Annotated in this window: 23 protein-coding genes; 15 read left to right on the forward strand and 8 right to left on the reverse strand. The window is 52.5% G+C overall.

The genetic code is table 11. From position 1 onward, the window contains the following. Positions 1-11: 11 nt before the first annotated feature. Complete coding sequence (locus tag SAQUA_RS23735; RefSeq protein WP_380674307.1) at positions 12-2,447, reverse strand: bifunctional aspartate kinase/homoserine dehydrogenase II; 2,436 nt, start codon at positions 2,445-2,447, stop codon at positions 12-14. A 2-nt stretch (positions 2,448-2,449) separates the two neighbouring features. Then, a complete protein-coding gene (gene metB / locus SAQUA_RS23740; RefSeq protein WP_380674305.1) occupies positions 2,450-3,610 on the reverse strand; it encodes a cystathionine gamma-synthase in 1,161 nt (386 codons plus the stop codon). 318 nt (positions 3,611-3,928) lie between these two features. On the opposite strand from metB, the gene metJ reads away from it, so the two are divergent. Beyond that, positions 3,929-4,246, forward strand: a complete 318-nt coding sequence (metJ, locus tag SAQUA_RS23745) for a met regulon transcriptional regulator MetJ (RefSeq protein WP_004956495.1) — start codon at positions 3,929-3,931, stop codon at positions 4,244-4,246. 125 nt (positions 4,247-4,371) lie between these two features. Here metJ and rpmE read toward each other — a convergent pair whose 3' ends face one another. After that, positions 4,372-4,587: a 50S ribosomal protein L31 gene (gene rpmE / locus SAQUA_RS23750; protein WP_317693811.1), complete on the reverse strand. Its 216-nt coding sequence runs from the start codon at positions 4,585-4,587 to the stop codon at positions 4,372-4,374. A gap of 198 nt (positions 4,588-4,785) precedes the next feature. Between rpmE and priA the strand changes: the two genes are divergently transcribed. The 7 genes from priA (at position 4,786) to rraA (ending at position 13,367) form a co-directional block, all read left to right on the forward strand. Further along, positions 4,786-6,981, forward strand: a complete 2,196-nt coding sequence (gene priA, locus SAQUA_RS23755) for a primosomal protein N' (protein ID WP_380674302.1) — start codon at positions 4,786-4,788, stop codon at positions 6,979-6,981. 277 nt (positions 6,982-7,258) lie between these two features. Further along, a complete protein-coding gene (cytR, locus tag SAQUA_RS23760) occupies positions 7,259-8,287 on the forward strand; it encodes a DNA-binding transcriptional regulator CytR (protein ID WP_380674300.1) in 1,029 nt (342 codons plus the stop codon). Positions 8,288-8,493: 206 nt separating this feature from the next. Then, positions 8,494-9,471 (forward strand): cell division protein FtsN, encoded by a 978-nt coding sequence (gene ftsN, locus SAQUA_RS23765; RefSeq protein ID WP_380674298.1) that lies wholly within the window; start codon positions 8,494-8,496, stop codon positions 9,469-9,471. A 102-nt stretch (positions 9,472-9,573) separates the two neighbouring features. Then, positions 9,574-10,104, forward strand: coding sequence for an ATP-dependent protease subunit HslV (gene hslV, locus SAQUA_RS23770; protein WP_037404291.1), 531 nt, complete (start codon positions 9,574-9,576; stop codon positions 10,102-10,104). A 12-nt stretch (positions 10,105-10,116) separates the two neighbouring features. Next, positions 10,117-11,451: an HslU--HslV peptidase ATPase subunit gene (gene hslU, locus SAQUA_RS23775; protein WP_380674296.1), complete on the forward strand. Its 1,335-nt coding sequence runs from the start codon at positions 10,117-10,119 to the stop codon at positions 11,449-11,451. 98 nt (positions 11,452-11,549) lie between these two features. Continuing rightward, positions 11,550-12,467, forward strand: a complete 918-nt coding sequence (locus SAQUA_RS23780; RefSeq protein WP_380674294.1) for a 1,4-dihydroxy-2-naphthoate polyprenyltransferase — start codon at positions 11,550-11,552, stop codon at positions 12,465-12,467. A 414-nt stretch (positions 12,468-12,881) separates the two neighbouring features. Further along, complete coding sequence (gene rraA / locus SAQUA_RS23785) at positions 12,882-13,367, forward strand: ribonuclease E activity regulator RraA (RefSeq protein ID WP_380674292.1); 486 nt, start codon at positions 12,882-12,884, stop codon at positions 13,365-13,367. 60 nt (positions 13,368-13,427) lie between these two features. Here rraA and zapB read toward each other — a convergent pair whose 3' ends face one another. Beyond that, on the reverse strand, positions 13,428-13,667 hold the full coding sequence (gene zapB / locus SAQUA_RS23790; RefSeq protein WP_380674290.1) for a septal ring assembly protein ZapB: 240 nt from the start codon (positions 13,665-13,667) through the stop codon (positions 13,428-13,430). A 589-nt stretch (positions 13,668-14,256) separates the two neighbouring features. On the opposite strand from zapB, the gene SAQUA_RS23795 reads away from it, so the two are divergent. From SAQUA_RS23795 to glpX, 3 genes are all read left to right on the forward strand, one after another. Then, the gene (locus SAQUA_RS23795; RefSeq protein WP_380674288.1) at positions 14,257-15,102 is read left to right on the forward strand and encodes an MIP/aquaporin family protein; all 846 of its coding nucleotides are present in this window, start codon (positions 14,257-14,259) and stop codon (positions 15,100-15,102) included. A gap of 40 nt (positions 15,103-15,142) precedes the next feature. Beyond that, positions 15,143-16,651, forward strand: a complete 1,509-nt coding sequence (gene glpK / locus SAQUA_RS23800; RefSeq protein ID WP_380674286.1) for a glycerol kinase GlpK — start codon at positions 15,143-15,145, stop codon at positions 16,649-16,651. A 175-nt stretch (positions 16,652-16,826) separates the two neighbouring features. Then, on the forward strand, positions 16,827-17,837 hold the full coding sequence (glpX, locus tag SAQUA_RS23805; protein ID WP_380674284.1) for a class II fructose-bisphosphatase: 1,011 nt from the start codon (positions 16,827-16,829) through the stop codon (positions 17,835-17,837). 166 nt (positions 17,838-18,003) lie between these two features. On the opposite strand, the gene emrD is transcribed toward glpX, so the two are convergent. Beyond that, complete coding sequence (gene emrD, locus SAQUA_RS23810; protein ID WP_380674282.1) at positions 18,004-19,188, reverse strand: multidrug efflux MFS transporter EmrD; 1,185 nt, start codon at positions 19,186-19,188, stop codon at positions 18,004-18,006. A gap of 287 nt (positions 19,189-19,475) precedes the next feature. Here emrD and SAQUA_RS23815 point away from each other — a divergent pair, with 287 nt between their 5' ends. Then, positions 19,476-20,099 carry a helix-turn-helix transcriptional regulator gene (locus tag SAQUA_RS23815; RefSeq protein WP_380674280.1) on the forward strand — a complete coding sequence of 208 codons (624 nt, stop codon included), beginning with the start codon at positions 19,476-19,478 and terminating at the stop codon, positions 20,097-20,099. A gap of 4 nt (positions 20,100-20,103) precedes the next feature. Next, complete coding sequence (gene fpr, locus SAQUA_RS23820; protein ID WP_380674278.1) at positions 20,104-20,850, forward strand: ferredoxin--NADP(+) reductase; 747 nt, start codon at positions 20,104-20,106, stop codon at positions 20,848-20,850. A 1-nt stretch (position 20,851) separates the two neighbouring features. On the opposite strand, the gene SAQUA_RS23825 is transcribed toward fpr, so the two are convergent. Beyond that, positions 20,852-21,271, reverse strand: coding sequence for a DUF805 domain-containing protein (locus SAQUA_RS23825; protein ID WP_380674276.1), 420 nt, complete (start codon positions 21,269-21,271; stop codon positions 20,852-20,854). Between the two features lie 197 nt (positions 21,272-21,468). Here SAQUA_RS23825 and SAQUA_RS23830 point away from each other — a divergent pair, with 197 nt between their 5' ends. Both SAQUA_RS23830 and tpiA read left to right on the forward strand, forming a co-directional pair. Then, positions 21,469-22,056 (forward strand): DUF1454 family protein, encoded by a 588-nt coding sequence (locus SAQUA_RS23830; protein WP_380674274.1) that lies wholly within the window; start codon positions 21,469-21,471, stop codon positions 22,054-22,056. Positions 22,057-22,221: 165 nt separating this feature from the next. Next, positions 22,222-22,989: a triose-phosphate isomerase gene (tpiA, locus tag SAQUA_RS23835; RefSeq protein ID WP_380674272.1), complete on the forward strand. Its 768-nt coding sequence runs from the start codon at positions 22,222-22,224 to the stop codon at positions 22,987-22,989. A 63-nt stretch (positions 22,990-23,052) separates the two neighbouring features. Here the strand turns inward: tpiA and SAQUA_RS23840 are convergent, their stop codons facing one another. Both SAQUA_RS23840 and pfkA read right to left on the reverse strand, forming a co-directional pair. After that, on the reverse strand, positions 23,053-24,042 hold the full coding sequence (locus SAQUA_RS23840) for a sulfate ABC transporter substrate-binding protein (protein ID WP_380674340.1): 990 nt from the start codon (positions 24,040-24,042) through the stop codon (positions 23,053-23,055). Positions 24,043-24,229: 187 nt separating this feature from the next. Then, positions 24,230-25,192 (reverse strand): 6-phosphofructokinase, encoded by a 963-nt coding sequence (pfkA, locus tag SAQUA_RS23845; RefSeq protein WP_380674270.1) that lies wholly within the window; start codon positions 25,190-25,192, stop codon positions 24,230-24,232. Positions 25,193-25,566 lie beyond the last annotated feature (374 nt).

The following is a 25,566-nucleotide window of genomic DNA, read 5'->3' on the forward strand; positions in this document are numbered from 1 at the left end:
CCCTGGAAAAGCTAAAGCAACTGCGCCAAACGGTTAAGATCAGACTGAATAGCTCCAGCCGTCACATCACGCCCGGCACCCGGCCCACGGATCACCAACGGGTTGTCACGATACCAACGGCTTTCAATCGCAAACACGTTATCGCCGGGCAACAACGAGGCCAAGGGATGTTCAGGCCGCACGGCCTCAACACCAACCCGTGCTTTACCATTCGCATCAAAGCGTGCCACATGGCGCAACACCAGTCCCATCTCGTTCGCCGCCTCAAAACGTTGCGACATTTGCTGATTAAGCGCATCGCCGTTCTCGAAGAATTGATCGATAGAGCCTTCCTCTGCACCCACAGGAACTAATGATTCAACGCGCACCTGATTAGGTTCAATGTCATAACCAGCCTCACGCGCCAGGATCACCAGCTTGCGCATCACGTCTTGCCCAGACAGGTCAACGCGAGGGTCTGGTTCAGTCAGCCCTTGTTGCCAAGCCTGCTCAACCAACTCGGTAAATGGCACGGTGCCATCAAACTGCAGGAATAGCCATGACAGGGTGCCAGAGAAAATCCCGCTCAGCGCCAGGATACTGTCGCCACTGTCACGCAGATCGCGTACGGCATGGTTTACCGGCAACCCGGCACCTACCGTAGCGTTATACAGCCAGTGACGCCCCGTCTTGGCAAACGCATCGCGGATCTGGCGGTAATTATTGCTGCCCGAAGCGCCAGCCAGTTTGTTGGCACTGATCACATGGAAACCATAGCTGGCAAAATCCAGATACTGTTGCGCCAGATCTTGGCTGGCAGTAACGTCGAGCACCACCAGATCGTCAAACGGATGCGCTCGCATCCACAGGTACAGCGACTCTTCGTCCAGCTCCTTGGCCTCTTCCTCGAAGAATGCCAACGCACGGCTAGCGTCCAGCCCCTCGCAATCCAGCAAACTGCGGCGGCTGTCCACCACTCCTGCCAAAGTAAATTCAAAACCGCTGCGCGCTGAGATATTTTTCTGCTCACGCGCAAACAATTCCAGCCAACGTGAACCGATATTCCCTTTACCAAACAGCACCAGACCGATACGTTTCTCTGCACGGAACAGTGTCTGGTGTAAACCCTGGATCAGCAAACCGGTTGGCCCCTGACGCAATACCGCCACCATACTGATGCCATCTTCCGCCTGCCAGATGAATTCGACGGGTTGCCCCTTCAGTTGCTGGTAGAAACGGTGGCTATGTAATGGATTCTTGCACACGCCGGCCCCCACCAACGCCACTAGTGCCAACCCTTCGCGCAATTGCAATGTACCGGGAAGCACCGTCTCCTGCAGAATACGCAGAACGCTACCCACGATTTCAGCGGTATAGCACAGTTGGATCAGGTTACGGTCAGGATGAACACCGACAGCTAGCGGCTTGATCTGTGCACGCTTTAGAACCAGCTCCAATTCTTTCTGCGCCAGTTTAAAGTCATGCTGTGATGCCACACTGAACTCGATCAGGCAAACCTCATCGTGGCTGGTCACAATTTTGGCACCGGTGCCGGAAGCCAGTACACGTTCGATACGCGTAGAGCCTTGTTCCGGCTGGTAACTACAACGCAGCTGCAAATCGATATCGCTGCCAGACACAGGCTGCAGTGTACGGGTATGCAGAACCGGTGCCGCCAGACGCGCAAGCTCGCTGGCTTCATCCAGACGTAACAGAGGTAATAGGCAGGCATCTTTCACTTTACGTGGATCGGCACTGTAGACACCCGCAACGTCACTCCAGATAGTAACCCGTGCCACACCCGCCAATGCCCCAATCTGGGTTGCCGAATAGTCACTACCATTACGCCCTAACAACACGGTTTCACCGTGGTCGTTGCGCGAAATGAAACCCGTCACCACCAGGCGTTTGCCTGGGTGTTGCACTAGCAACTGCTGCAATAACGGGTACGAACGGCCTTCGTCTACCTGTGGCTGTGCAGCACGCTCAGCGCGTAGAAAATCACGCGCATCCAGCCATGCTGCCTGCATATCCAGTTTATTGAGCACTGCCGCCATCAGCCGTGCTGACCAGATTTCACCGTGGCCCACCACTTCGGCATAGACCACATCATCCACCTTGCCGTCCAGCAATCCTGCCAAACGTTCAAGATCGCGGATAAATTCGGCAATCAGCGGTTCCGCCGTTTCTGGTGGTAACAGCCCACCAATCAGTTCACTATGATAACGGCGCAGAGTCTGTTGCACCTGATGCGCGGAAAGGCGATCGCTCTGGCTGAGTTTGAGCCAGTTGATCAATTGGTTAGTGGTACTGCCAGCCGCAGAGACCACCATCATGTCACCTGGCTGGCTATATTCGGCCATTATCCCGGCAACCCGCAGATAACACTTCACATCTGCCAGACTACTGCCACCAAATTTGTGTAGTTGACGCCCACTCACCGGCCCTGCTAACGCAATTGCATTCATGCTTACCTCGTTGCCGCCGCCTGGAAGGCTTGTTCCAGATCGGCAATCAAATCTTCGCTGTCTTCAATTCCCACGGAAATACGCAGTAAACTTTCGGAAATACCCGCCGCAGCTCGTGCCTCAGGCGCCATGCCGGCATGGGTCATGGTCGCCGCATGGGAGATCAGGCTTTCAACACCACCCAATGATTCCGCCAGAGTGAACAGTTCCAGTGCGGACAGAAAACGGCGCAACAGCGCTTCATCACCGTCCAGCTCAAAGCTGAGCATAGCGCCGAAACCGCGCTGCTGACGGCAGGCAATCTCATGGCCTGGGTTCTCTGGCAGGGAAGGATGATACAGCTTTTTGACCAGCGGTTGCTGCCGTAAATAACTGACAATGGCCTCGGCATTATGTTGCGCTGCCTTGATACGCGGTGACAGGGTACGCATGCCTCGCAAGAGCAAATAGCTGTCGAACGCACCGCCAGTAACACCGATATTGTTCGCCCACCATGCCAGTTCGACGGCCAGATCTTTATCTTTGGCGATCACCGCCCCAGCAACCACATCGGAATGGCCATTAAGGTATTTGGTACAGGAATGCACAACCAAATCGGCGCCCAGTTCAATCGGTTGCTGCAGCGCCGGGCTCAGGAATGTGTTGTCCACGACGGTCAGCGCACCGACCTCATGTGCCGCTTCACAGATCGCCGCGATATCCACTACCCGCAGCAGTGGATTGCTTGGGCTTTCAATCAATACCAGTTTCGGCTTTTGCGCCAATGCCTGTTGCAAGGCAGCTTCATTACCCTGATCAACGAACAGCACACGATACGCCCCGCGCTTGCTCAGGCTATCGAAAAGACGATAGCTGCCGCCGTAACAGTCATGAGGCGCCACCAGCAGATCGCCTGGTTTTAGAAAAACCGTTGTCACCAGATGGATTGCAGACATCCCACTCCCGGTCATCACCGCCCCCGCTCCCCCTTCCAACTCCGCCAACGCACGTTGCACCACATCTCGCGTCGGGTTTCCGCGGCGTGAGTAATCGTGAGCACGGGGCTGGTTGAAGTCGGTGAAATTATAGGTACTGGAAAGGTGGATCGGCGGGACGACACAACCGTACTGTTCGTCGTCATTCAGGCCGCTACGTACGGCAATCGTGGCTGGTTTACGCGTCATGGGATGGCTCAGCTCTCGGAAAGTGGGAAGATTGGGTTTAAAGATTAACCGCAGAGCAAATGGACGTCAATACATCTGGACATCTAAACTTCTTTGCGTATAGATTGAGCAAAGAGACAATACCCGCTAAAATTGTAGCGGTTTGTTATCACAATAAGATGTTACCCCGATATGTATAGGCTATGCCTATTAATAAACCGGATTCGGTGACCCTTGTCGCGTAAGATTGACATTTATTTAGTGAGAACAGTGAAGATCGGGCATAATTAGCCGGTTTTTAGAATGTTGTAAATTTTCTGACAAATTTTAAGGTATCCCATGGCTGAGTGGAACGGCGAGTATGTCAGCCCTTACGCTGAACACGGTAAAAAAAGCGAGCAAGTAAAAAAAATCACGGTATCCATTCCGCTGAAGGTGCTGAAAATCCTGACTGATGAACGCACTCGTCGCCAGGTAAATAACCTGCGCCACGCTACCAACAGTGAACTGCTGTGCGAAGCATTTCTGCATGCCTTTACCGGCCAACCGCTGCCGAACGATGAAGATCTGCGCAAAGAACGCAATGATGAAATCCCGGAAGCCGCGAAAGTGCTGATGCGTGAATTGGGTGTTGATCCCGACACTTGGGAATATTGATACCGCCGCCATCGGCTAAGCTCAGGTGGCGGAAGCCATAAACCGCCCTTAGAGCAGGTGGTTTGTGGATCGCAGAAAAAGAAAAAAGCCGCGTTTGCGGCTTTTTCATCTGACAGTAAGAAATCTTATTTCTTAGTGCCTGGTACGCTGAAACGCTTGTTGAAGCGGTCAACGCGGCCACCGGTAGCAACATCACGCTGCTTGCCAGTGTAGAACGGGTGGCATTCGCCACAAACGTCCAGGTTCAGATCATGGCCCACAGTAGAGCGGATTTTGATCACGTTACCGCAAGAGCAGTTAGCAGTAACTTCTTCGTATTTTGGGTGGATACCTTGTTTCATGGGAAACCTCTGTTAAGGCCGTGTCGCTATCCAGCCCTATTCCGCCAGACACCACACGTGGTTGATGATCGATTTTGATATGGAATTATACCAAAGGCGGCAAATTATACAGAATAAAATACACTGCGCAATCGGATCAGCACATTTGGCGGCCGGCAGTGTAAACTAGCCCACATCTTTTTCCATCTGGATAGCCACATGCCTGTTGTACACGTCGCTTTGCCGGTTCCCCTCGCCCGTACCTTCGATTATCTGCTGCCAGAAGACCTGCAGCCGGTTATCGGCGCGCGCGTCAGTGTGCCTTGGGGAAAGCAGCGGGCAATAGGTATCATCACCGGTTGCAGTGAGACCAGTGAACTGCCCTTGGCAAAGCTCAAACCCGTCGAAGGCTTACTGGATAACCAATCGCTATTTTCCACCAGCCTATGGCGTATCCTGCAGTGGGCCAGCGAATACTATCATTACCCGATTGGTGAAGTGCTCTTTCACGCCTTGCCGATTCTGCTGCGGCAGGGAAAGCCCGCTGAAGCCGCACCGCTCTGGCAGTGGTTTGCCACCGAGCAGGGGCGCGCCACCCCACTGGAGAGCCTGAAACGCGCGCCAAAGCAGCAACAGGCACTGGCGGCCCTGCTGCAACGCCCGCTGTATCGCCATCAGATCGGCGAACTAGACCTGACCGAAAGCGCATTGCAAGCATTACGCGCCAAAGGATTGAGTGAACTGAGTGCGCAAGCAGTAGCAGCACAGGACTGGCGGCCAGGCTTTGAAGTCCTTGGTGAGCGCCTGAGGCTCAATACCGAACAGGCTACGGCAGTGGGCGCGATTCGCAGCGAGGACGACAGTTTCGCCGCCTGGCTACTGGCCGGTGTCACCGGTTCAGGAAAAACGGAAGTTTATCTCAGCGTCCTGGAAAACATCCTGGCGAAAGGTAAACAAGCCCTAGTGCTGGTGCCAGAGATCGGTTTAACCCCTCAGACCATTGCCCGCTTTCGTGAACGCTTCAATGCCCCGGTAGAGGTTCTGCACTCTGGCCTTAACGATAGCGAGCGGCTTGCCGTTTGGCTGCGTGCCCGCAGTGGCGAGGCCGCAATTGTGATCGGTACACGCTCGGCACTGTTTACCCCCTTCTCACGCCTGGGCGTGATCATTATCGACGAAGAACACGACAGCTCTTATAAGCAGCAAGAGGGTTGGCGTTATCACGCCCGCGATTTGGCGGTCTTTCGCGCTCACGCAGAAGATATCCCAATGGTTATGGGGTCCGCCACTCCAGCGCTGGAAACGCTGCATAACGTGCAGTTGGGTAAATATCGCCAGCTCAAACTGACCCAACGAGCAGGTAATGCCAAACCGGCAAATCAGCACCTGATCGATCTGAAAGGGTTACCGCTGAAGGTCGGGCTCTCTCAACCATTGTTGAAAAGCATGCAGCATCACCTTAAAAACGGCAATCAGGTGATGTTGTTTCTGAATCGACGGGGATACGCACCGGCTCTGCTCTGCCATGAATGCGGGTGGATCGCCGAGTGCCAACGCTGCGATCACTACTATACGTTCCATCAGAATCAGCGGCAGTTGCGCTGCCACCACTGCGACAGCCAACGCCAGGTGCCATACCAGTGCCCGCAGTGCGGTTCGACACATCTTGTTTCCATTGGCGTGGGGACCGAACAGTTGGAAAACGAACTCGCGCCTCTGTTTCCAGAAACCGCCATCACCCGTATCGACCGCGATACCACTAGCCGTAAAGGCTCACTGGAGCAGCACCTGGCTGATATTCACCGCGGCGGCCCACGGATCCTGATCGGCACGCAAATGTTGGCAAAAGGCCACCATTTCCCGAACGTGACACTGGTCGCACTGCTGGATGTTGATGGTGCCCTGTTCTCGGCCGACTTTCGTTCTGCTGAGCGTTTCGCTCAACTTTATACTCAGGTCTCTGGCCGTGCCGGGCGCGCAGGCAAACAGGGAGAAGTCCTGCTGCAAACCCACCATCCGGAACACCCATTACTCCAGATCCTGCTGCAGCAAGGTTACGATGCCTTCGCCAAGCAAACGCTGGCGGAGCGCAACAGCGTATTCCTGCCGCCCTATACCAGCCACATTATCTTGCGTTCGGAAGACCACGATAACCAGCAAGCCCCGTTGTTCCTACAACAACTGCGCAATCTGTTAGAGGCAAGCCCACTAAAAGATGACTCACTGTGGGTTATGGGGCCGGTCCCGGCATTACAGCCAAAACGCAGTGGCCGGTTCCGTTGGCAATTGTTATTGCAACATCCTTCGCGGCGTCTCCTGCAACAGTTGATGAAGAGCACATTGCCATTGATTGGTACCTTGCCGCAGGCGCGTAAAGTGAAATGGACATTGGACGTCGATCCTATCGATAGCTAGACCGAGAAAACCTGATTCAGGGCTGAGTGTGCAAACGTTTACCCCTGGTTTTGCGAGCGGATACGAAAAAACCTTCTAACATCACACTTTTTATGCAAATTAGGTAACAAAAGCGAACCGTAATCTGTTTAGAATGTCTGCGCAGGCATTTTCGATTAAGTAACAGAATGTTTGAACGTGGATGGCGCTAAAAAAATTATTACACCACCACACGCCAGAATTTGTGAGCAAACTGAAGTAGCCGCGTTAGCATGGGGCTGACGCAAGGAGAAAGGCGTTGGAACACAAGAAAGAATTATCCATGGCAACCATGAAAGACGTTGCCGAAATGGCCGGCGTTTCAACGGCAACCGTGTCGCGTGCACTCATGAACCCAGAGAAGGTGTCAACACCAACACGCCAGAAAGTGGAACAGGCCGTACTGGCCGTGGGCTACTCACCCCATGCCTTGTCACGGAATATCAAGCGTAATGAATCTCGCACCATTCTGGTGATCGTCCCGAACATCTGCGATCCCTTCTTTGCCGACGTGATCCAGGGGATCGAGCAGACCGCCGCGAAACATGGCTATCTGGTGCTAATCGGTGACTGCGCTCAGCAAAACCAGCAGGAACGTACCTTCGTCAATCTGATCATCACCAAGCAAATTGACGGCATGCTACTGCTCGGTTCAAATCTGCCTTTCGACGCCAGCAAGGAAGAACAACGCAACCTGCCCCCCATGGTAATGGCCAACGAATTTGCACCAGAACTGGAGCTACCCACGGTTCACATCGACAATCTGACCGCTGCATTTGAAGCCGTTAATTATCTGCATCAACTTGGTCACAAGCGAATAGCCTGTGTGGCTGGGCCGGAAAATATGCCGCTCAGCCATTACCGGCTGCAGGGGTATATTCAGGCCTTACGCCGCAATGGCATTGACGTTGAGAGTAGCTATATTACCCGTGGTGATTTCACCTATGAAGCAGGGGCAGAAGCGTTGGCGTCGCTGATGGCCTTACCGAAACCGCCCACCGCTGTCTTTTGTCACAGTGATACCATGGCTATTGGTGTGCTATACCAGGCTAAAAAAATGGGCTTCCGTGTCCCGCAGGATCTCTCCATTGTAGGTTTTGACGACATCAAGTTGACCCAGTACTGTGACCCACCTTTAACTACGGTGGCTCAGCCCCGCTTCCAGATTGGTCAGCAAGCAATGTTACTGCTATTGGAGCAGCTACACGGGCAAATGGTAAACAGCGGATCGCGGCTTTTGGATAGCGAATTGATCATTAGGGGTAGCACTGCGGCCCCGAAACGCTAGTCAAATAATTTTGGGTTAAGTAACATGACTGACCCAGTGCCTATCAGGCAGGCGTGAAAATTATTGTTGTGGCCATTTTGCCAGCACAGCTCCAGGCACAAGAATCGTGGGCAATAAGCTGATGCGGAGTGGTCTAAAAATAGCCTCCCAACATAGAATTCAGTACGGGATAGGCTTTTAACTCATCAGGACACAGCGGAATTACAGTGGCACAGAGAGACTATGTAGGCAGCGGGCGCTCAGGAGCAGCGCGTCGCAAGAGCACCAGCCGTAAAAAACGCAGTTCTCCGAAAGTACCCAAAACCGTGGTAGCGCTTGCCGTTGCCCTTCTGGTTGTGTTTATCGGTGGCCTCTATTTCATTACGCACAACAAACCAGATGATGCACCAGTCATCCCCGCGCACAACACGCGTCCGGGTAACGGCCTACCGCCGAAACCGGAAGAACGCTGGCGTTATATCAAAGAGCTGGAGAACCGCCAGATTGGCGTTCAGTCGCCAACCGAGCCAACGGCTGGGGGCGAGCTCAACTCCAAGACTCAGTTGACCAATGAGCAACGCCAATTGCTGGAACAAATGCAGGCCGATATGCAACAGCGTCCAACGCAACTGTCTGAAGTGCCTTATAACAGTCCCACACAGCCGCGTAATGCAGGCCGTCAGCCGCCGCTACAACAACAAGTACCGCAACCGCAGGTAGAGCAGCAACAAGTACAACAGCCACCAGCACAGCAACAGGTAGCACAACCACGTAATCCGTTCAATAATGGTGCCGCTTCGCAACAACCTCAGCATCAGCAATCCAAACCACAGGTTGTTACTTCGCCGGAGCCAACCCGGCAAGCAGAACAGAAGCCAAAACCAGAAGTAAAACCTGAAATAAGACAAGAAGTTAAATCAGAACCGAAGCAGGAAGTGAAACCGGAAATTGCCAAGCAGGAAGCCAAACCTGAGCAGAAGCAGAAATGGATGGTGCAATGCGGCTCGTTCCGCGCTACCGATCAGGCTGAATCCGTGCGGGCACAGTTGGCATTTGAAGGTATCGAAAGCCGCATCACCTCTGGTGGAGGCTGGAACCGCGTTATGCTGGGCCCATACAGCTCCCGTGCTGCAGCGAATAAAGCCCTGGCCAATCTGAAGGGTAGCGGCATGTCAAGTTGCATTCCCCTCGCCGTTGGGGGTTGAAAAGCGTTAATTTCCCCCCATCTATACTCTCAATATGCCTCGTAGTCTCTGCACCCTCAGAGACTGCGGGGACTTCTTTCCGTCTGCAACGAGGGTCTGCTCGTGACAACAATTGTAAGCGTACGCCGCAACGGCCAGGTAGTGATCGGTGGCGATGGCCAGGCCACACTGGGCAACACGGTAATGAAGGGCAACGTCAAGAAAGTCCGTCGCCTTTATAACGACAAAGTGATTGCCGGTTTCGCCGGGGGTACAGCTGATGCTTTCACCCTGTTCGAACTGTTCGAACGTAAGTTGGAAATGCACCAGGGCCATTTGGTGAAAGCCGCCGTTGAACTGGCAAAAGACTGGCGTACCGACCGCATGCTACGCAAGCTGGAAGCCCTTCTCGCGGTGGCAGATGAAAACGCCTCGTTAATCATCACCGGCAACGGTGACGTCGTCCAGCCAGAAAATGATTTGATTGCGATAGGCTCCGGTGGCCCTTATGCCCAGTCTGCCGCGCGCGCGCTGTTGGAAAATACCGAATTGAGCGCCCGTGAGATCGTTGAGAAATCTCTCAGCATCGCGGGTGACATCTGTATTTACACCAACCATTTCCACACCATTGAAGAATTGCCTTCCAAAGCGTAAGGATCGAATACCATGTCTGAAATGACCCCGCGCGAGATCGTCAGTGAACTGGACAGCTACATTATTGGCCAGAACAAAGCCAAACGTGCTGTCGCTATTGCCCTGCGCAACCGCTGGCGCCGGATGCAGCTCAACGAGATGCTGCGTCACGAAGTAACCCCAAAAAATATTCTGATGATCGGCCCAACCGGTGTTGGTAAAACGGAGATCGCTCGTCGTCTGGCCAAACTGGCCAATGCCCCTTTCATCAAGGTAGAGGCCACCAAATTCACCGAAGTGGGCTATGTGGGTAAAGAAGTAGACTCTATCATTCGCGATCTAACAGATGCTGCCGTGAAAATGGTGCGTTTACAGTCGATCGAGAAAAACCGTACCCGCGCAGAAGAAATGGCAGAGGAACGCATTCTCGATGTGTTGATCCCGCCAGCCAAGAATAACTGGGGCCAACCGGAAGAGCAGCAAGAGCCTTCTGCAGCCCGCCAGGCATTCCGTAAGAAACTGCGCGAAGGTCAGCTAGACGATAAAGAAATCGAGATCGATCTGGCAAGTGCACCGATTGGCGTCGAAATCATGGCTCCTCCGGGCATGGAAGAGATGACCAACCAGTTGCAATCGATGTTCCAGAACCTGGGGGGGCAGAAACAGAAGCCACGCAAAGTGAAGATCAAAGAAGCCTTCAAGCTGCTGGTAGAAGAAGAAGCCGCTAAACTGGTCAACCCGGAAGAACTGAAAGAGCAGGCTGTCGAAGCCGTTGAACAACATGGCATCGTGTTCATCGACGAGATCGACAAAATCTGTAAACGTAGCGGTCAGAGCTCTGGCCCGGACGTTTCTCGCGAAGGCGTTCAACGCGATCTGCTGCCATTGGTTGAAGGGTGTACGGTGTCTACCAAGCACGGCATGGTAAAAACCGACCACATTCTGTTTATCGCTTCGGGTGCCTTCCAGACCGCTAGCCCTTCTGACCTTATTCCGGAACTACAGGGCCGCCTGCCGATCCGCGTAGAGTTGCAAGCGCTGACCACTGAAGATTTTGAGCGTATCCTGACAGAGCCAAGCGCATCGCTGAGCGAACAGTACAAGGCGCTCATGGCCACAGAAGGTGTCTCCATCGATTTCACCGCCGATGGCATCCGCCGTATCGCCGAGGCAGCGTGGCAGGTTAACGAGCGCACTGAAAACATTGGTGCGCGCCGTCTGCACACCGTGTTGGAGCGTCTGATGGAGGACATTTCCTACGATGCGAGTGAAATTAGCGGCCAATCCATTACAATTGATGCCGAATATGTGCGCAATCATCTGGATGAACTGGTAGCGGATGAAGATCTGAGCCGTTTTATCTTATAATCGTTTTATCACTGTCCTGTCAGTTATCTATGTGGGAGGCATTGCCTCCCACATTTGTTTTAAGACAGGCACCGCCTTTTGACTTACTGAAACGAAAAATGAGCCAATCAACCCCTACCCCCCCAGCCCGAGCATGGCTGGAAAGTTTACGACCACGAACCCTACCGTTGGCCTTTGCCTCTATCGTTGTGGGTTCTGCGATTGCTGCATGGCAAGGCAATCTGAAGCCCGGCGTGGCACTGTTGGCTCTTCTCACTGCCGGTCTGTTACAGATACTGTCCAATCTGGCCAATGACTACGGTGACGCGGTGAAAGGTAGCGATAAAGAAGACCGCATTGGCCCATTGCGCGGCATGCAAAAAGGCATGATTACGCAAAGCCAGATGAAGCGTGCCATGGTGCTAACGGTGATCCTTATCGCCATTTCCGGTTGTTGGTTGATAGCCGTTGCCTGCGAAAAACCCGGCGATGTAGTTGGCTTCCTGGTATTGGGTGGGTTGGCGATTATTGCGGCCATCACCTACACAGTAGGTGCCAAGCCTTATGGTTATCTGGGATTGGGTGACATTTCGGTGCTGGTCTTCTTTGGTTGGCTCAGTGTGGCGGGTAGCTACTATCTGCAAACACATACCTTTGACAGCATCATCATGCTGCCAGCGACAGCGTGTGGCCTGTTAGCCACTGCGGTTTTGAATATCAACAATCTGCGCGACATTGAAAGCGATCGAGCCAACGGCAAAAATACTCTGGTAGTCCGCCTTGGCCCAAAGAATGGCCGCTATTATCACGTATTTCTGCTGAGCGCCGCCGTAGTGTGCTTCGCTCTGTTTGCCCTGCTTAATCTGCACAGCCTATGGGGCTGGCTGTTTCTTCTGGCTACGCCATTGCTGTTCAGGCATGGTCTGCGCGTGTTGCGTGACCCAACAGCCATCGGTATGCGCCCAATGCTGGAACATATGGTAAAGGCGGCGTTATTGGCCAACGTGTTATTCGCCGCTGGCGTAGTGCTCAGCTAGGCTGTGTCCCTTAATTGCACGCGAGCGCCGCTGGCGGTCATTTGCGCACAGGGCAAGGCGTGAGCCGCGAGGTTTGGTAGACCAAATAAGCGGCGAACAACGCCGCAATGCGCGCAAATGGCCCCAGCCCGAAGGGTCGCGCCCCAAAAGCCCGTTCTCTGTGTTGTCGGGCTTGAACAGAGGGCCACGCTGCCCTTCACCCTCCGCCTTGATAACGGGCTTTGGGGTCTGCGACGGCACCACGGGCAATTAAGGGACACAGCCTAGCAATGCGGCCAAGTGTTCAAATGATCGTCAGGGTGATTAAGAGATACCGCATTGCCATGGAGTTACATCCTGGTACTGATGATTTTGCCAACAGGGCGGATAAAGGGATATACTGATTATTCCAGCGGCAAACAGACGTAAAATCCTATGAAATACGATACTTCCGAACTCTGCGATATCTATCAGGAAGAGGTCAACGTAGTTGAGCCTCTGTTCTCTAATTTTGGCGGGCGTACTTCATTTGGCGGGCAAATCACTACAGTGAAATGCTTTGAGGATAACGGCCTGCTGTTTGAACTGCTCGAAGAAAATGGCCGAGGCCGTGTGTTGCTGATCGATGGTGGTGGTTCTGTGCGCCGCGCACTCATCAACGCGGAATTGGCACGCTTGGCAACCCAGAACGAATGGGAAGGTATTGTGGTTTACGGTGCCGTTCGCCAGGTAGACGACCTAGAGGAACTGGATATCGGTATTCAGGCGATGGCAGCAATACCGGTGGGGGCATCAAGTGAGGGCATTGGCGAGAGTGATATTCGCGTTAATTTTGGCGGCGTCACCTTCTTCTCTGGCGATCACCTGTATGCCGACAATACCGGCATTATACTTTCTGAAGACCCGCTCGACATAGAGTAATCACAGAATATGACAAAGGGCGCCTCGGCGCCCTTTTCGATCATAGCTAAATAGCGGAGATCAAACCTCTTCCATTTTACCTAACAATGCGCGCAGGCGCTCTTGCCAGACATGCTGCTCTTCTTTTAGTTGCTGATTTTCACGCACCAGTGATTCATGGTTTGCTGTTGCGTTCTGAACTTCTTGAGACAGCGAATTATTCTGCTCTTTTAGCTCTTCAATTTCCATCTGCAGTAACGTGATGGTATCGATCGCCTGCTGAACTTTTGCTTCCAGTTTTTCAAATACTTCAAATGACATTCTTCAGTCCCCTCATGATAGCAAGGCGTACATCCATAAGTAGTGCCACAACATCGGTTGCAGCCACTGCGAATATGCTCGCGCCAAGTGACATACGCTCTTATCCCCATCGCCCTTCAAGCTGCTGCTTGAAATCAATAGGGTAAATGGAAAATGCGCCTGTCTTGATAAAACGCTTCTTCAATAGCAACGATTGTAAGTAGCCTGCCTCTCAGTGTCTAGCAACATACCGACCCAACGCGTAGTCTGTTGCAATTTTCAGGCTGCAACCATCGGTAAAAACCGAAAATCCCCACAGGTGTTAACAGAGTGGTTAATTAATGACGAGCAGATGATCGCTTGGATCACAGTTTTTTCGTGCATAAAGGACACATAATCACTCGAATTCGCTCATTTTTATGACGAGGTACACACATTTTGATTTCGCTATTTCTCGTTTATGTTCGTTAACGATAAATTCACACCACGTCCGCAGTTGATAAGTGGGCGAAATGAAAAGAACAGTACCCTTAGGCCAAGGCGCCCGCCCGAGCCTACATACCTGTTTAAGGTATGAACCAATAACCGCCGTCTGTAGGACAAAAAAATTATGAGCCAAATCACCAGTCCGACCTTAAAAGGCCAGTGCATAGCAGAATTTCTCGGCACTGGCCTGTTGATCTTCTTTGGCGCAGGTTGTGTTGCGGCGTTGAAATTGGCAGGAGCCAGTTTCGGCCAGTGGGAAATCAGTATCATTTGGGGCCTGGGTGTTGCCATGGCTATCTATCTGACCGCTGCTATTTCCGGTGCACACCTTAATCCGGCAGTAACACTCGCACTGTGGCTGTTCGCCTGCTTTGACGGGCGCAAAGTACTCCCCTATATCGTTGCGCAGATTGCCGGGGCATTCTGTGCCGCTGCGCTGGTCTATGGGTTGTACTACAGCCTGTTTATCGATTTTGAAACCACGCACCAGATGGTCCGTGGCAGTAAAGAAAGCCTCGAATTGGCCGGTATTTTCTCTACTTATCCGAACGCGCATATTTCTGTCGGCCAAGCCTTCCTGGTTGAGACCGTAATCACCGCCATTCTGATGTGCCTGATCCTGGCGTTAACCGACGATGGTAATGGCATTCCCCGTGGCCCTCTGGCACCATTACTGATCGGTATTCTGATTGCCGTTATCGGTGCCTCCATGGGGCCATTGACCGGCTTTGCACTGAACCCGGCGCGTGATTTTGGACCGAAGCTGTTCGCCTATCTGGCAGGCTGGGGCAACGTTGCCTTGACTGGCGCCCGCGATATTCCTTATTTCTTGGTACCTATCTTCGGCCCAATCGTTGGTGCCGGTTTGGGTGCTTTTGGCTACCGTGCACTGATTGGCCGCCACTTGCCTTGCGATGTCTGCGTCGAGGAAGATCAAGCCGCCGTCAACTCAGAGCAGCGTAAAGCGTGATTGACACCGTTTAACGGTTTACAACAGCAGGATTAAACCCATGACAATCGAAAAAAAATATATTGTTGCTCTCGACCAAGGAACTACCAGTTCACGTGCCGTAGTGCTCGATCACGATGCAAACATTGTTGCGGTTTCGCAGCGTGAGTTCACGCAAATCTACCCGAAAGCTGGCTGGGTGGAACACGATCCGATGGAAATCTGGTCATCACAGAGTTCCACACTGGTTGAAGTCTTGGCCAAAGTTGACATCAGTTCCGATCAAATAGCCGCAATTGGCATTACCAACCAGCGCGAAACCACCATCGTTTGGGAAAAAGAAACCGGCAAACCCATTTATAACGCTATCGTCTGGCAGTGCCGCCGCACCGCTGACATCTGCGAGAAGCTGAAACGTGATGGTCTGGAAGAATATATCCGCCATAACACCGGCCTGGTGGTCGACCCTTATTTCTCTGGAACCAAGGTAAAATGGATCCTCGACCATGTTGAAGGTGCTCGCGAACGTGCCAAGCGTGGAGAGCTGCTGTTCGGTACCGTAGATACCTGGCTGGTCTGGAAAATGACCCAAGGGCGTGTGCACGTGACCGATTATACCAACGCCTCGCGTACCATGCTGTTCAACATTCATCAGTTGGACTGGGATGAGCGCATGCTGGAAGAGCTGGATATTCCACGTGCCATGCTGCCAAAAGTTCGACCATCCTCAGAAGTTTATGGGCAAACCAACATTGGGGGTAAAGGCGGTACGCGTATCCCTATCGCCGGGATTGCTGGTGACCAGCAAGCGGCGTTGTATGGACAGCTGTGTGTCCAGCCGGGCATGGCAAAAAACACCTACGGCACGGGCTGTTTCTTGCTGATGAACACCGGTACTGAAGCGGTCCGTTCTAACCATGGCCTGCTGACCACCATCGCCTGTGGTCCTCGCGGCGAAGTTAATTACGCATTGGAAGGTGCGGTGTTTATTGGTGGTGCATCCATCCAGTGGCTGCGCGACGAGCTGAAATTGATCGGCGATGCCGCCGACTCCGAATACTTTGCCACCAAGGTAAAAGACAGCAACGGTGTGTACGTGGTTCCAGCCTTTACCGGCCTGGGTGCACCGTACTGGGACCCCTATGCTCGTGGCGCCATTTTCGGCCTGACTCGCGGCGTCAACAGTAACCATATTATCCGTGCCACTCTGGAATCTATCGCTTATCAGACCCGCGATGTACTGGATGCCATGCAGGCCGATGCCAATACCCGCCTGCAATCACTGCGAGTGGACGGTGGCGCCGTTGCCAACAACTTCCTGATGCAGTTCCAGTCCGACATTCTGGGAACCCGTGTCGAGCGTCCTGAAGTGCGTGAAGTCACAGCGCTGGGGGCCGCCTACCTGGCAGGGCTCGCGGTGGGTTACTGGAACGATCTGGATGAAGTGAAAAGCAAAGCCAACATCGAACGTGAATTCCGCCCTGGCATCGAAACAACCGAGCGTAATTTCCGTTACAGCGGTTGGAAGAAAGCTGTTACCCGGGCACAAGCCTGGGAAGATCACGACTAAGCAAACTTACCGTTTCGTTCTAAGCATGCGCTGCCTGACAGGCAGCGCTTTTTTTTGCCTCGCCCAGCCCCCGTTGCCCTGTGGTAAACTTTACCAACCCTAGGTTCTTCAAGATGCAACGTTGCTCGAGATCCTTTGGGTATACTTTATTCCCTTTAGCTCAGACAGGTTTGCCATGAAACGTGAATTAGCCATCGAGTTTTCCCGCGTTACCGAAGCCGCCGCCCTGGCGGGTTATAAATGGTTAGGGCGCGGCGACAAAAACGCTGCCGACGGTGCCGCCGTCAATGCCATGCGTATTATGCTTAACAAAGTGGATATCGATGGCCGTATCGTGATCGGTGAGGGTGAAATTGATGAAGCACCTATGTTGTATATCGGCGAAAACGTCGGAACCGGGCAAGGGGATGCGGTCGATATTGCCGTTGATCCGATCGAAGGCACACGGATGACGGCCATGGGCCAATCTAACGCGCTGGCAGTTTTGGCAGTGGGCGATCGCGGTGCTTTCCTGCACGCTCCCGATATGTACATGGAGAAACTGGTCGTTGGCCCGCAAGCTCGCGGCGCTATCGATCTCAATTTGCCACTGGCCACAAACCTGATCAACATCGCCGCCTGTCTGGATAAGCCATTAACCGAGCTTACCGTGATCACACTGGCCAAACCCCGGCATGACGCGGTGATCGCACAAATGCAGCAACTTGGGGTGAAAGTTTTTGCCATTCCTGACGGAGACGTCACGGCCTCAATCCTGACCTGCATGCCTGAAAGCGAGGTGGATGTAATGTACGGCATTGGCGGCGCACCAGAAGGCGTGATATCCGCAGCAGTGATCCGTGCCCTAGATGGCGACATGCAAGCCCGCCTGCTGCCTCGGCATCTGGTGAAAGGAGACAGCCAGGAAAACCGCCGCATTGGTGAAGAAGAGCTGGCTCGGTGTAAACAAATGGGCATCGAAACCGGAGAGGTATTGGCACTGGACCAGATGGCCCGCAACGATAACGTCATTTTTGCGGCGACTGGCATCACCAAGGGTGATCTGCTGGAAGGTATTAGCCGCAAGGGCAATATGGCCACCACCGAAACGCTGCTGATTCGCGGTAAATCACGCACCATCCGCCGCATCCGTTCAACCCATTATCTGGATCGTAAAGACGCCGCATTGCACGAATTCCTGCTCTGAGCCCCGAGGTTGATGACAACGTCGCCTTCTGACCCGAAATACCCGGGCCTAGCGCACCGAAGGGCGCTCCGACGGCTTACGCCGTTACGACCCCATCGGCACGCTCTCCCTAATAACGGGGTTTGTCAGCCGTCTGAGGGCTCAGCATGCTGAGCCCTGCTTTCGCTCAAATCGTGTGCCCTTGATGTTGCATACGGCTTGATAATGGCCACCAGCACAGTAGGATCAGCAATGCCATGGCAAACATCAGTAAACCAAGGCTGAACTGCCCGGTTTGCGGCAACATGGCTGAGAGCCAGGTCGCCAGGCCGGACCCGATATTCTGCATACCGCCCACTAGCGCACCAGCGGCACCCGCCAGATAAGGGAATGGCTCCATCGCGCCAGTAGTTGCTAATGGAAATAGCATACCGGCACCAAAGAAGAACAGCGCCGCAGGCACGATCAGCGTCCAGATGTTCATTATGCCGAACCAACCGGGGATCCACATCATAACCCCAGCCAACAGGCAACTGATCACCGAATGCCACATCAAAGTATGGAATGATTTCCCATCTCGGCCCGCATACCATGCGCCAAAAAACGCCAGCGGGATCGGTAGGATAAACAGGATACTCACTGCCACCCCACTCAGCCCCAACACTCCCCCCATCAACACGCCACAGCTGGCTTCAAATACAGCAATCCCAGCCAATGCGCCAACCAGCATCACCAGATAGCAACTGAAAGTGCCATCTGCCAGCAGTTGACGGAAACAGGAAAGCATACGGCGTTTCTCTGTTTTCTGCGGCCGGGTTTCTGGCATCCAGCGGTACATGGCAAATGCTACCCCAACACACAACACAAATAAGAAGGCATAACAGGCGCGCCAGCCAAACACCATCGCCAGCGCACCGCCAATAATCGGTGCCAGTAGTGGGCTTACCAGGATCCCCATATTCAACAGACTGTTGGCGTAGCGCAATGTCTTACCAGCATACAAATCGCGCGGCATGGTTCTGGCCATCACGCCTGCCACACCGGTACCCATGCCCTGAATTGCGCTTGCCGCAACCAACAGCACCAGGCTGGTGGAGAGCAGCGCTGCCGATGCCCCCAACATAAAAATCATCATACCGGCCAGGATGACCGGGCGGCGGCCGATCCGATCGGAAAGCGGCCCGTAGATTAACTGCGAAAGACCGTAAGTCATCAGGTAAGCCGCCATGACACGCTGAACGGTACCGGTTGGCACTGAAAGATCGTGGGCAATATCAGCAATGGTGGGAACATAAATGGTTTGTGCCATCTGACCGACGGCGACAAGCAGGATTAACAGCACCAGCAGGTGAAAATTATCAATTTTTCTCATTATCTTCGCTAACGTATTCGGCTATCACAGTACGCATTTACGGTCCGTAAACCGGAGGTGTACCATCTCTGGCGGAATAAGCTAACAAATCTGTTTTTTTTAGCGAGTTTCCGGCCGATATAGCCCATCTTACTGCTGGAAGTAATCACAGCCAGCTACGTAAATTAAACTGTACGTGTAATCATAAAGATTGAAAAATGATAAACTTGCATGAGTTTAATTTTAGCATTTAATCGATAATTATTATCATCAGCTTGAAATAAGATACCTCCATAGGGATTTGGCTTATGAAAACACCAGAGTTGATTTTATTGCAGTTAAAAACCTTGGGTCCCCATTCTGCAAAAATGCTGGCAGAGCGACTTGAAATCACGCCGATGGGGGTCCGCCAACATCTGCAATCCCTTAAACTACGTGAGCTGGTTTGTTACGAGGAAACGCGTATCTCTGTGGGGCGGCCGACACGTTATTGGTCACTTACCCGACAAGGCCATGCGCAATTTGCGGATGGCCACGACAAGCTTTCGGCAATTCTGTTGGAGTCAGCACATGACCTGTTTGGCCCTGAAGGCCTGGAAAATTTGATTCGCTCCAGGGAGGACAGGCTGTATCGTCACTATGCCGAGCAACTTGCCGCAGAAGAAAATCATTATGCTAGGCTAACCCGCCTGGTTCGCCTGCGCCAGCATGATGGCTACATGGCGGAGCTGCTGGAGCATCCAGAGGGGATGCTTCTGGTAGAGAATCACTGCCCCATAGGTGTCGCTGCCAACACCTGCGGCAGCTTATGTAATTCTGAGCTGAAACTTTTTCATCGCCTATTTGGCAACGATTACCGGATAAAACGCACCGCGCATACCATGTCCGGCTCAAGACATTGTGCTTTTTTGATCCAACCACGGGAGCATTGAAAGTATGGCTGAATGGATTAGTGGCAAAGTGGCACGAGTACAGCACTGGACAGATGGGTTGTTCAGTATCGTCGTCAACGCCCCGATCGACAATTTTACCGCTGGGCAGTTTGCCAAGCTGGCACTGGAAATTAATGGGGAGCGCATTCAACGCGCTTATTCTTACGTCAACGCGCCCAGCAACCCTGAGCTGGAGTTTTACCTGGTCACCGTGCCTGAAGGAAAACTCAGCCCGCAGCTGCGCGAGTTGCAACCGGGCTCTGAAGTGCTGGTTACCAAAGATGCCGCTGGGTTCTTTGTGCTGGAGGAGGTGCCGGATTGCGACACGCTATGGATGCTGGCAACTGGCACCGCGATCGGCCCCTACCTCTCCATTCTGCAAGAGGGCAAGGATCTGGAACGGTTCAACAATCTGGTACTGGTCCATGCCGCACGCCACGCTCGCGATCTCAACTACCTCCCTTTGATGCAACTGCTACAACAACGCTATGGCGGTAAGCTACGTATTCAAACCGTGGTCAGCCGCGAAGAGGCTGACGGCTCGTTGGCCGGGCGGATCCCGGCGCTGATTGAAGGTGGGCAGTTGGAGGCAGCAGTCGGTTTGACAATTGATGCTGAAACCAGCCATGTGATGTTGTGCGGCAACCCGCAGATGGTGCGCGACACTCAGCACACGCTGAAAGAACACCGCCAGATGCGCAAACACTTGCGCCGAAAACCCGGGCATATCACCAGCGAACATTACTGGTAACTCAGCGAAATTTTACTCGTTCGGCCTCAGGGCCGAACCGATTATCGCCCTCGGTACCGACAAAAGCCCCTAGGTCGATCATCATCATTACAATGATTAGCGTAGGAATAAATCGCCCTATCCCCCACTGCCAGACAGGTGCAAGCATCTGCCAATTACCAGCAGCCAGCATCCACGCAAGGATCAACAGCAACGCCCACCACCCTGCTTTATTACGATCGTGCAAACGTTTGACCAGCACTGCCGACGTTGGCCACAACAGAGCCACTATAAAAAAGGCAATGGATTGGATCGCCACCAGATCGTAATTGGCCAACGTAAAAGCCGCCGCCATCAATACCACCCAGGTCCCCATCCAGATCCAGAAATCACGCCGACCTATCCGGCCTTTAAATGAAAAACACCACTGCTGTAAAGTCATTTGTCCTTGTACTCTTTGCCTGCCCATATTCTTCGCCGCAGTGTAACATGGTGGTATCGGGTTGAGTTACTCACCCGGCAGAATGCGGGGCAGCGTACCTTTTGTCTGTCAGCGAACAATAATCAGGCGGAATTTTTGACATTTCCCCTTGGTTATCGTTTTAATCGTAGTCATCTTTGTTACCGATGCCGTTTACTATGCTGAGAAAAATTTTTGTTATTGTCTGCCTGTTCTCTGGCATCAGCTGCGTTCGGGCCGTTACGCCGGATGCTGCAACCGAAACTCTGCCAAATGCACCTTATCTGCTGGCGGGAGCACCAACATTCGATCTGACAGTGGTGAAATTTCGCGATAAGTACAACCGCGACAACCCGACATTGCAGATTGGTGAGTTCCGTGTTGTCGCCTCCAAGGAAGACGATTCCCCTTTGCTAACCCGCGCCGCCAGTAAACTTAACGAGAACCTATATGCATCGACCGCGCTGGAAAAAGGCACGGGTAAAATCAAAACTCTACAAATCACCCACCTCCCCTTGCAGGGCAACGAAGAAAAGGCCGCACGTGCCGTTGCCGTTAACTATATGGCAGCCCTGATGCGCCAGTTCGAACCGGCGCTTACTGTGGAAGAAAGCATTACCAAGGTGAACAACCTGCTGGCTAAAGGCAAGGGCGCAAACTTTTACCAGCAACAGGTGGGCGCAATCCGCTATGTTGTGGCAGATAACGGCGATAAAGGGATAACCTTCGCAGTTGAACCGATTAAGCTAGCACTAGCTGAACCCTGACACTCCAGACTATGCTGCTCATCTGCAATCAAGAGACGCAGCCCGGTAATTAATGACAAAAAGCAAAGCCTTTGCGCTTATTCATCTCTATACTGTTGGGCAGGTAAACTGCCAGTCCGGCAGTTGTTATTTAGACTCTCGCGTCCCCTTGTTGGAGGAAAACACATGCGTCATCCATTAGTTATGGGTAACTGGAAGCTTAACGGCAGCGTTCATATGGTTAACGAACTGATCGCAGGCTTGCGCAAAGAACTGAGCGGCGTTGACGGCTGTGGCGTTGCTATCGCGCCTCCGGTCATGTATCTGGACCTGGCCAAGCACCAACTGGGTGGTAGCCTCATCGCCCTGGGTGCACAGAACGTTGATATCAACCTGTCTGGCGCATTCACTGGCGAAGTCTCTGCCACCATGCTGAAAGATGTGGGTGCACAATATATCATCATCGGCCACTCTGAGCGCCGCACTTATCATAAAGAAACCGACGAAGCGATCGCTGAGAAATTTGCTGTGCTGAAAGCTGCCGGCCTGATCCCAGTACTGTGCATTGGTGAAACAGAAGCAGAAAACGAGGCGGGTAAAACCGAAGAAGTTTGTGCTCGTCAGATCGACGCCGTGCTGAAAACTCAGGGTGCTGAAGCGTTTAAAGGCACCGTCATCGCTTATGAACCCGTATGGGCTATCGGTACTGGTAAATCGGCAACGCCTGCGCAAGCTCAGGCAGTACACAAATTTATCCGTGATCATATCGCTAAGCAAGACGCTGCAGTCGCTGCTGAAGTGATTATCCAATACGGTGGTTCAGTTAACGATAAAAATGCTGCTGAACTGTTTGCGCAGCCGGACATTGACGGCGCATTGGTTGGCGGAGCTTCCTTGAAAGCTGACGCTTTCTCGGTGATTGTTAAAGCAGCAGCCGTAGCGAAAAAAGCCTGATATCTGTTGTGTTAAACAATAAATCCCGGCATGCCGGGATTTATTGTTTCTACTGTTCGGCAATCAGCGCTTACTGATTTCGTCGAATACACCACCGGTGGCAAAGTGTACCTTCTGCGCTTCTGCCCAGCCGCCAAACGTATCATCCACGGTGAATAATTTAAGTTCGGGGAACTGCTCAGCAAACTTAGCGGCAACGGCTGCATCACGTGGCCGGTAGTAGTTCTTGGCCGCAATTGTTTGGCCCTCATTTGAATACAGATATTTTAGATAAGCCGTAGCCATATCGCGAGTCCCACGCTTATCGACGACTTTATCGACAACCGACACCGTCGGCTCGGCCAGGATAGACTCGCTTGGGGTAATGATTTCGAATTTTTCCTTACCCAACTCTTTTTCCGCCAATAACGCTTCGTTTTCCCAGGCAATCAGCACATCACCGATTCCGCGTTCGACAAAAGTATTGGTTGCACCACGAGCGCCTGAATCCAGCACTTCAACGTTCTTGTATAACTCTTTAACGAACTCCTGTGCCTTGGCTTTATCGCCATTATTGTGGTGCAGTGCATAGCCCCAGGCAGCGAGGTAGTTCCAACGAGCACCACCGGAGGTTTTAGGATTCGGGGTAATGATCGATACGCCAGGTTTCACCAGGTCATTCCAATCGTGGATCTGCTTTGGATTACCTTTACGGACCAGGAACACGATGGTCGACGTATAAGGTGCTGAGTTGTCTGGCAAACGCTTGATCCAATCTTTATCAATGCGACCACGCTCGGCAATGGCATCAACATCGTAAGCCAGTGCCAGCGTGACAACATCAGCCTCAATACCGTTGATGACCGAAGTTGCCTGCTTACCAGAGCCTCCGTGTGATTGGCGCACAGTAACCTTATCCCCGCTCTGCTGCTGCCAATATTTACCGAATGCCGTATTGTATTCCTGATAAAACTCACGCGTTGGATCGTATGAGACGTTCAGTAATTGAATATCATTTGCTACGGCGCCCGATGCCAGCAGCAATAAAGTCAGACCCACACCCAATTTACGCATTGCAAGTTCCCCTGGAATAATGGTGGCAATCTCAATCGGTTGATTGAGCATCAAAGCCTGCCAGAAACTTTTCTCGCAATTAAAGAATAAAAAATGTTGGGCTAGACCATTATGGAATAAAGCAACTTCAGATATAAAAAAGCCCCCTTAAAAAAAGGAGGCTCTAAGGCAACAAACAGGCGAAGGATCAATACAGTTTTTTCGCCGTTTCCAGCCAGTCGCCCTTGAACGGACGTTTCATATTTTCGATGGCGTCGATGATATCGTGATGTACCATCTTCTCGTTCTGAATACCCACGCAACGCCCACCGTAACCTTGTAATAGAAGCTCGATAGCATACGCACCCATACGAGAAGCCAGAATACGGTCATAGGCAACCGGTGAACCACCACGCTGGATGTGGCCCAATACGGTTGCTCGCGTTTCGCGATCGGTTTCCTGTTCGATATGCCGCGCCAGCTCGTCGACGTCACAGATGTGCTCTGTGATAGCCACAATGGCGTGCTTTTTACCTTTAGCGATACCAGCTTTGATTTCATTTACCAGATCGTCACGGCTGAATTCTATTTCAGGCAGTACGATAAACTCACAACCACCCGCAATCGCGGCAGCCAGTGTCAGATCGCCACAATAGCGCCCCATGACTTCCACGATAGAAATACGTTGATGCGAAGAAGAGGTATCGCGCAGACGGTCAATCGCCTCAACAACAGTTTCCAGCGCGGTAAAGTAACCGATTGTGTAGTCAGTACCTGCTACATCGTTATCGATGGTGCCTGGAAGGCCAATACAAGGGAAGCCCTCTTCGGTCAGACGTTTTGCCCCAATGTAGGAACCGTCACCACCGATAACAACCAGCGCATCGATACCACGACGCTTCAGGTTTTCAATCGCCTTGGCACGTACGTTTTCATCTCTGAATTCAGGGAAACGCGCAGAACCCAAGAAGGTGCCGCCACGGTTGATCATGTCAGACACGCTGTAGCGGTCCAATTGCTCCATTCGATCTTCGCACAAACCAAGGTAGCCATCGTAAATACCAAAAACTTCCAGACCTTCTGACAGCGCAGCACGCACAACACCACGAATGGCAGCGTTCATACCTGGGGCGTCACCGCCACTCGTCAGTACACCGATTCTCTTGATCATGACTACCTCTGAACTTGTAAATGCAATTTTTTAAAATTCTGTATTCACCGATTGCCCTGGCACCTCTTTGACGGCGAATACCAGCTTTACGGCTTTTATTGCTGGATATTATAACAAAAATATTCAGCTGAATTGATTCAGGTCACGCAATATCCAGGTAAAAATGGCAAATGGCACGCTGAGCTAACTCGGAATTCTCCCCGCAATGCATTGACCTATGCTACCTGATTATAGTTCCCAATAGCCTTGTCGCCCTGTGGAAAAAACCAAACAGAGTACCAAGTGGAAGACCGCAGCCACAAAGGGAAAAAGGCAGAACAGAGCCGGCTCAGCCTGCTTTAAACCAGCATCAACAGCAGAACTCGCCAGTCTAC

This window comes from Serratia aquatilis (assembly GCF_044865145.1).
GTDB lineage: Bacteria > Pseudomonadota > Gammaproteobacteria > Enterobacterales > Enterobacteriaceae > Chania > Chania aquatilis.

Excerpts from the sequence above, each read along its gene's own strand:
- SAQUA_RS23735 (WP_380674307.1), bottom strand. The coding sequence starts at position 2,447 with ATGAATGCAATTGCGTTAGCAGGGCCGGTGAGTGGGCGTCAACTACAC.
- metB (WP_380674305.1), bottom strand. The coding sequence starts at position 3,610 with ATGACGCGTAAACCAGCCACGATTGCCGTACGTAGCGGCCTGAATGAC.
- metJ (WP_004956495.1), top strand. The coding sequence starts at position 3,929 with ATGGCTGAGTGGAACGGCGAGTATGTCAGCCCTTACGCTGAACACGGT.
- rpmE (WP_317693811.1), bottom strand. The coding sequence starts at position 4,587 with ATGAAACAAGGTATCCACCCAAAATACGAAGAAGTTACTGCTAACTGC.
- priA (WP_380674302.1), top strand. The coding sequence starts at position 4,786 with ATGCCTGTTGTACACGTCGCTTTGCCGGTTCCCCTCGCCCGTACCTTC.
- hslU (WP_380674296.1), top strand. The coding sequence starts at position 10,117 with ATGTCTGAAATGACCCCGCGCGAGATCGTCAGTGAACTGGACAGCTAC.
- SAQUA_RS23780 (WP_380674294.1), top strand. The coding sequence starts at position 11,550 with ATGAGCCAATCAACCCCTACCCCCCCAGCCCGAGCATGGCTGGAAAGT.
- rraA (WP_380674292.1), top strand. The coding sequence starts at position 12,882 with ATGAAATACGATACTTCCGAACTCTGCGATATCTATCAGGAAGAGGTC.
- zapB (WP_380674290.1), bottom strand. The coding sequence starts at position 13,667 with ATGTCATTTGAAGTATTTGAAAAACTGGAAGCAAAAGTTCAGCAGGCG.
- SAQUA_RS23795 (WP_380674288.1), top strand. The coding sequence starts at position 14,257 with ATGAGCCAAATCACCAGTCCGACCTTAAAAGGCCAGTGCATAGCAGAA.
- glpK (WP_380674286.1), top strand. The coding sequence starts at position 15,143 with ATGACAATCGAAAAAAAATATATTGTTGCTCTCGACCAAGGAACTACC.
- glpX (WP_380674284.1), top strand. The coding sequence starts at position 16,827 with ATGAAACGTGAATTAGCCATCGAGTTTTCCCGCGTTACCGAAGCCGCC.
- emrD (WP_380674282.1), bottom strand. The coding sequence starts at position 19,188 with ATGAGAAAAATTGATAATTTTCACCTGCTGGTGCTGTTAATCCTGCTT.
- SAQUA_RS23815 (WP_380674280.1), top strand. The coding sequence starts at position 19,476 with ATGAAAACACCAGAGTTGATTTTATTGCAGTTAAAAACCTTGGGTCCC.
- fpr (WP_380674278.1), top strand. The coding sequence starts at position 20,104 with ATGGCTGAATGGATTAGTGGCAAAGTGGCACGAGTACAGCACTGGACA.
- SAQUA_RS23825 (WP_380674276.1), bottom strand. The coding sequence starts at position 21,271 with ATGACTTTACAGCAGTGGTGTTTTTCATTTAAAGGCCGGATAGGTCGG.
- SAQUA_RS23830 (WP_380674274.1), top strand. The coding sequence starts at position 21,469 with ATGCTGAGAAAAATTTTTGTTATTGTCTGCCTGTTCTCTGGCATCAGC.
- tpiA (WP_380674272.1), top strand. The coding sequence starts at position 22,222 with ATGCGTCATCCATTAGTTATGGGTAACTGGAAGCTTAACGGCAGCGTT.
- SAQUA_RS23840 (WP_380674340.1), bottom strand. The coding sequence starts at position 24,042 with ATGCGTAAATTGGGTGTGGGTCTGACTTTATTGCTGCTGGCATCGGGC.
- pfkA (WP_380674270.1), bottom strand. The coding sequence starts at position 25,192 with ATGATCAAGAGAATCGGTGTACTGACGAGTGGCGGTGACGCCCCAGGT.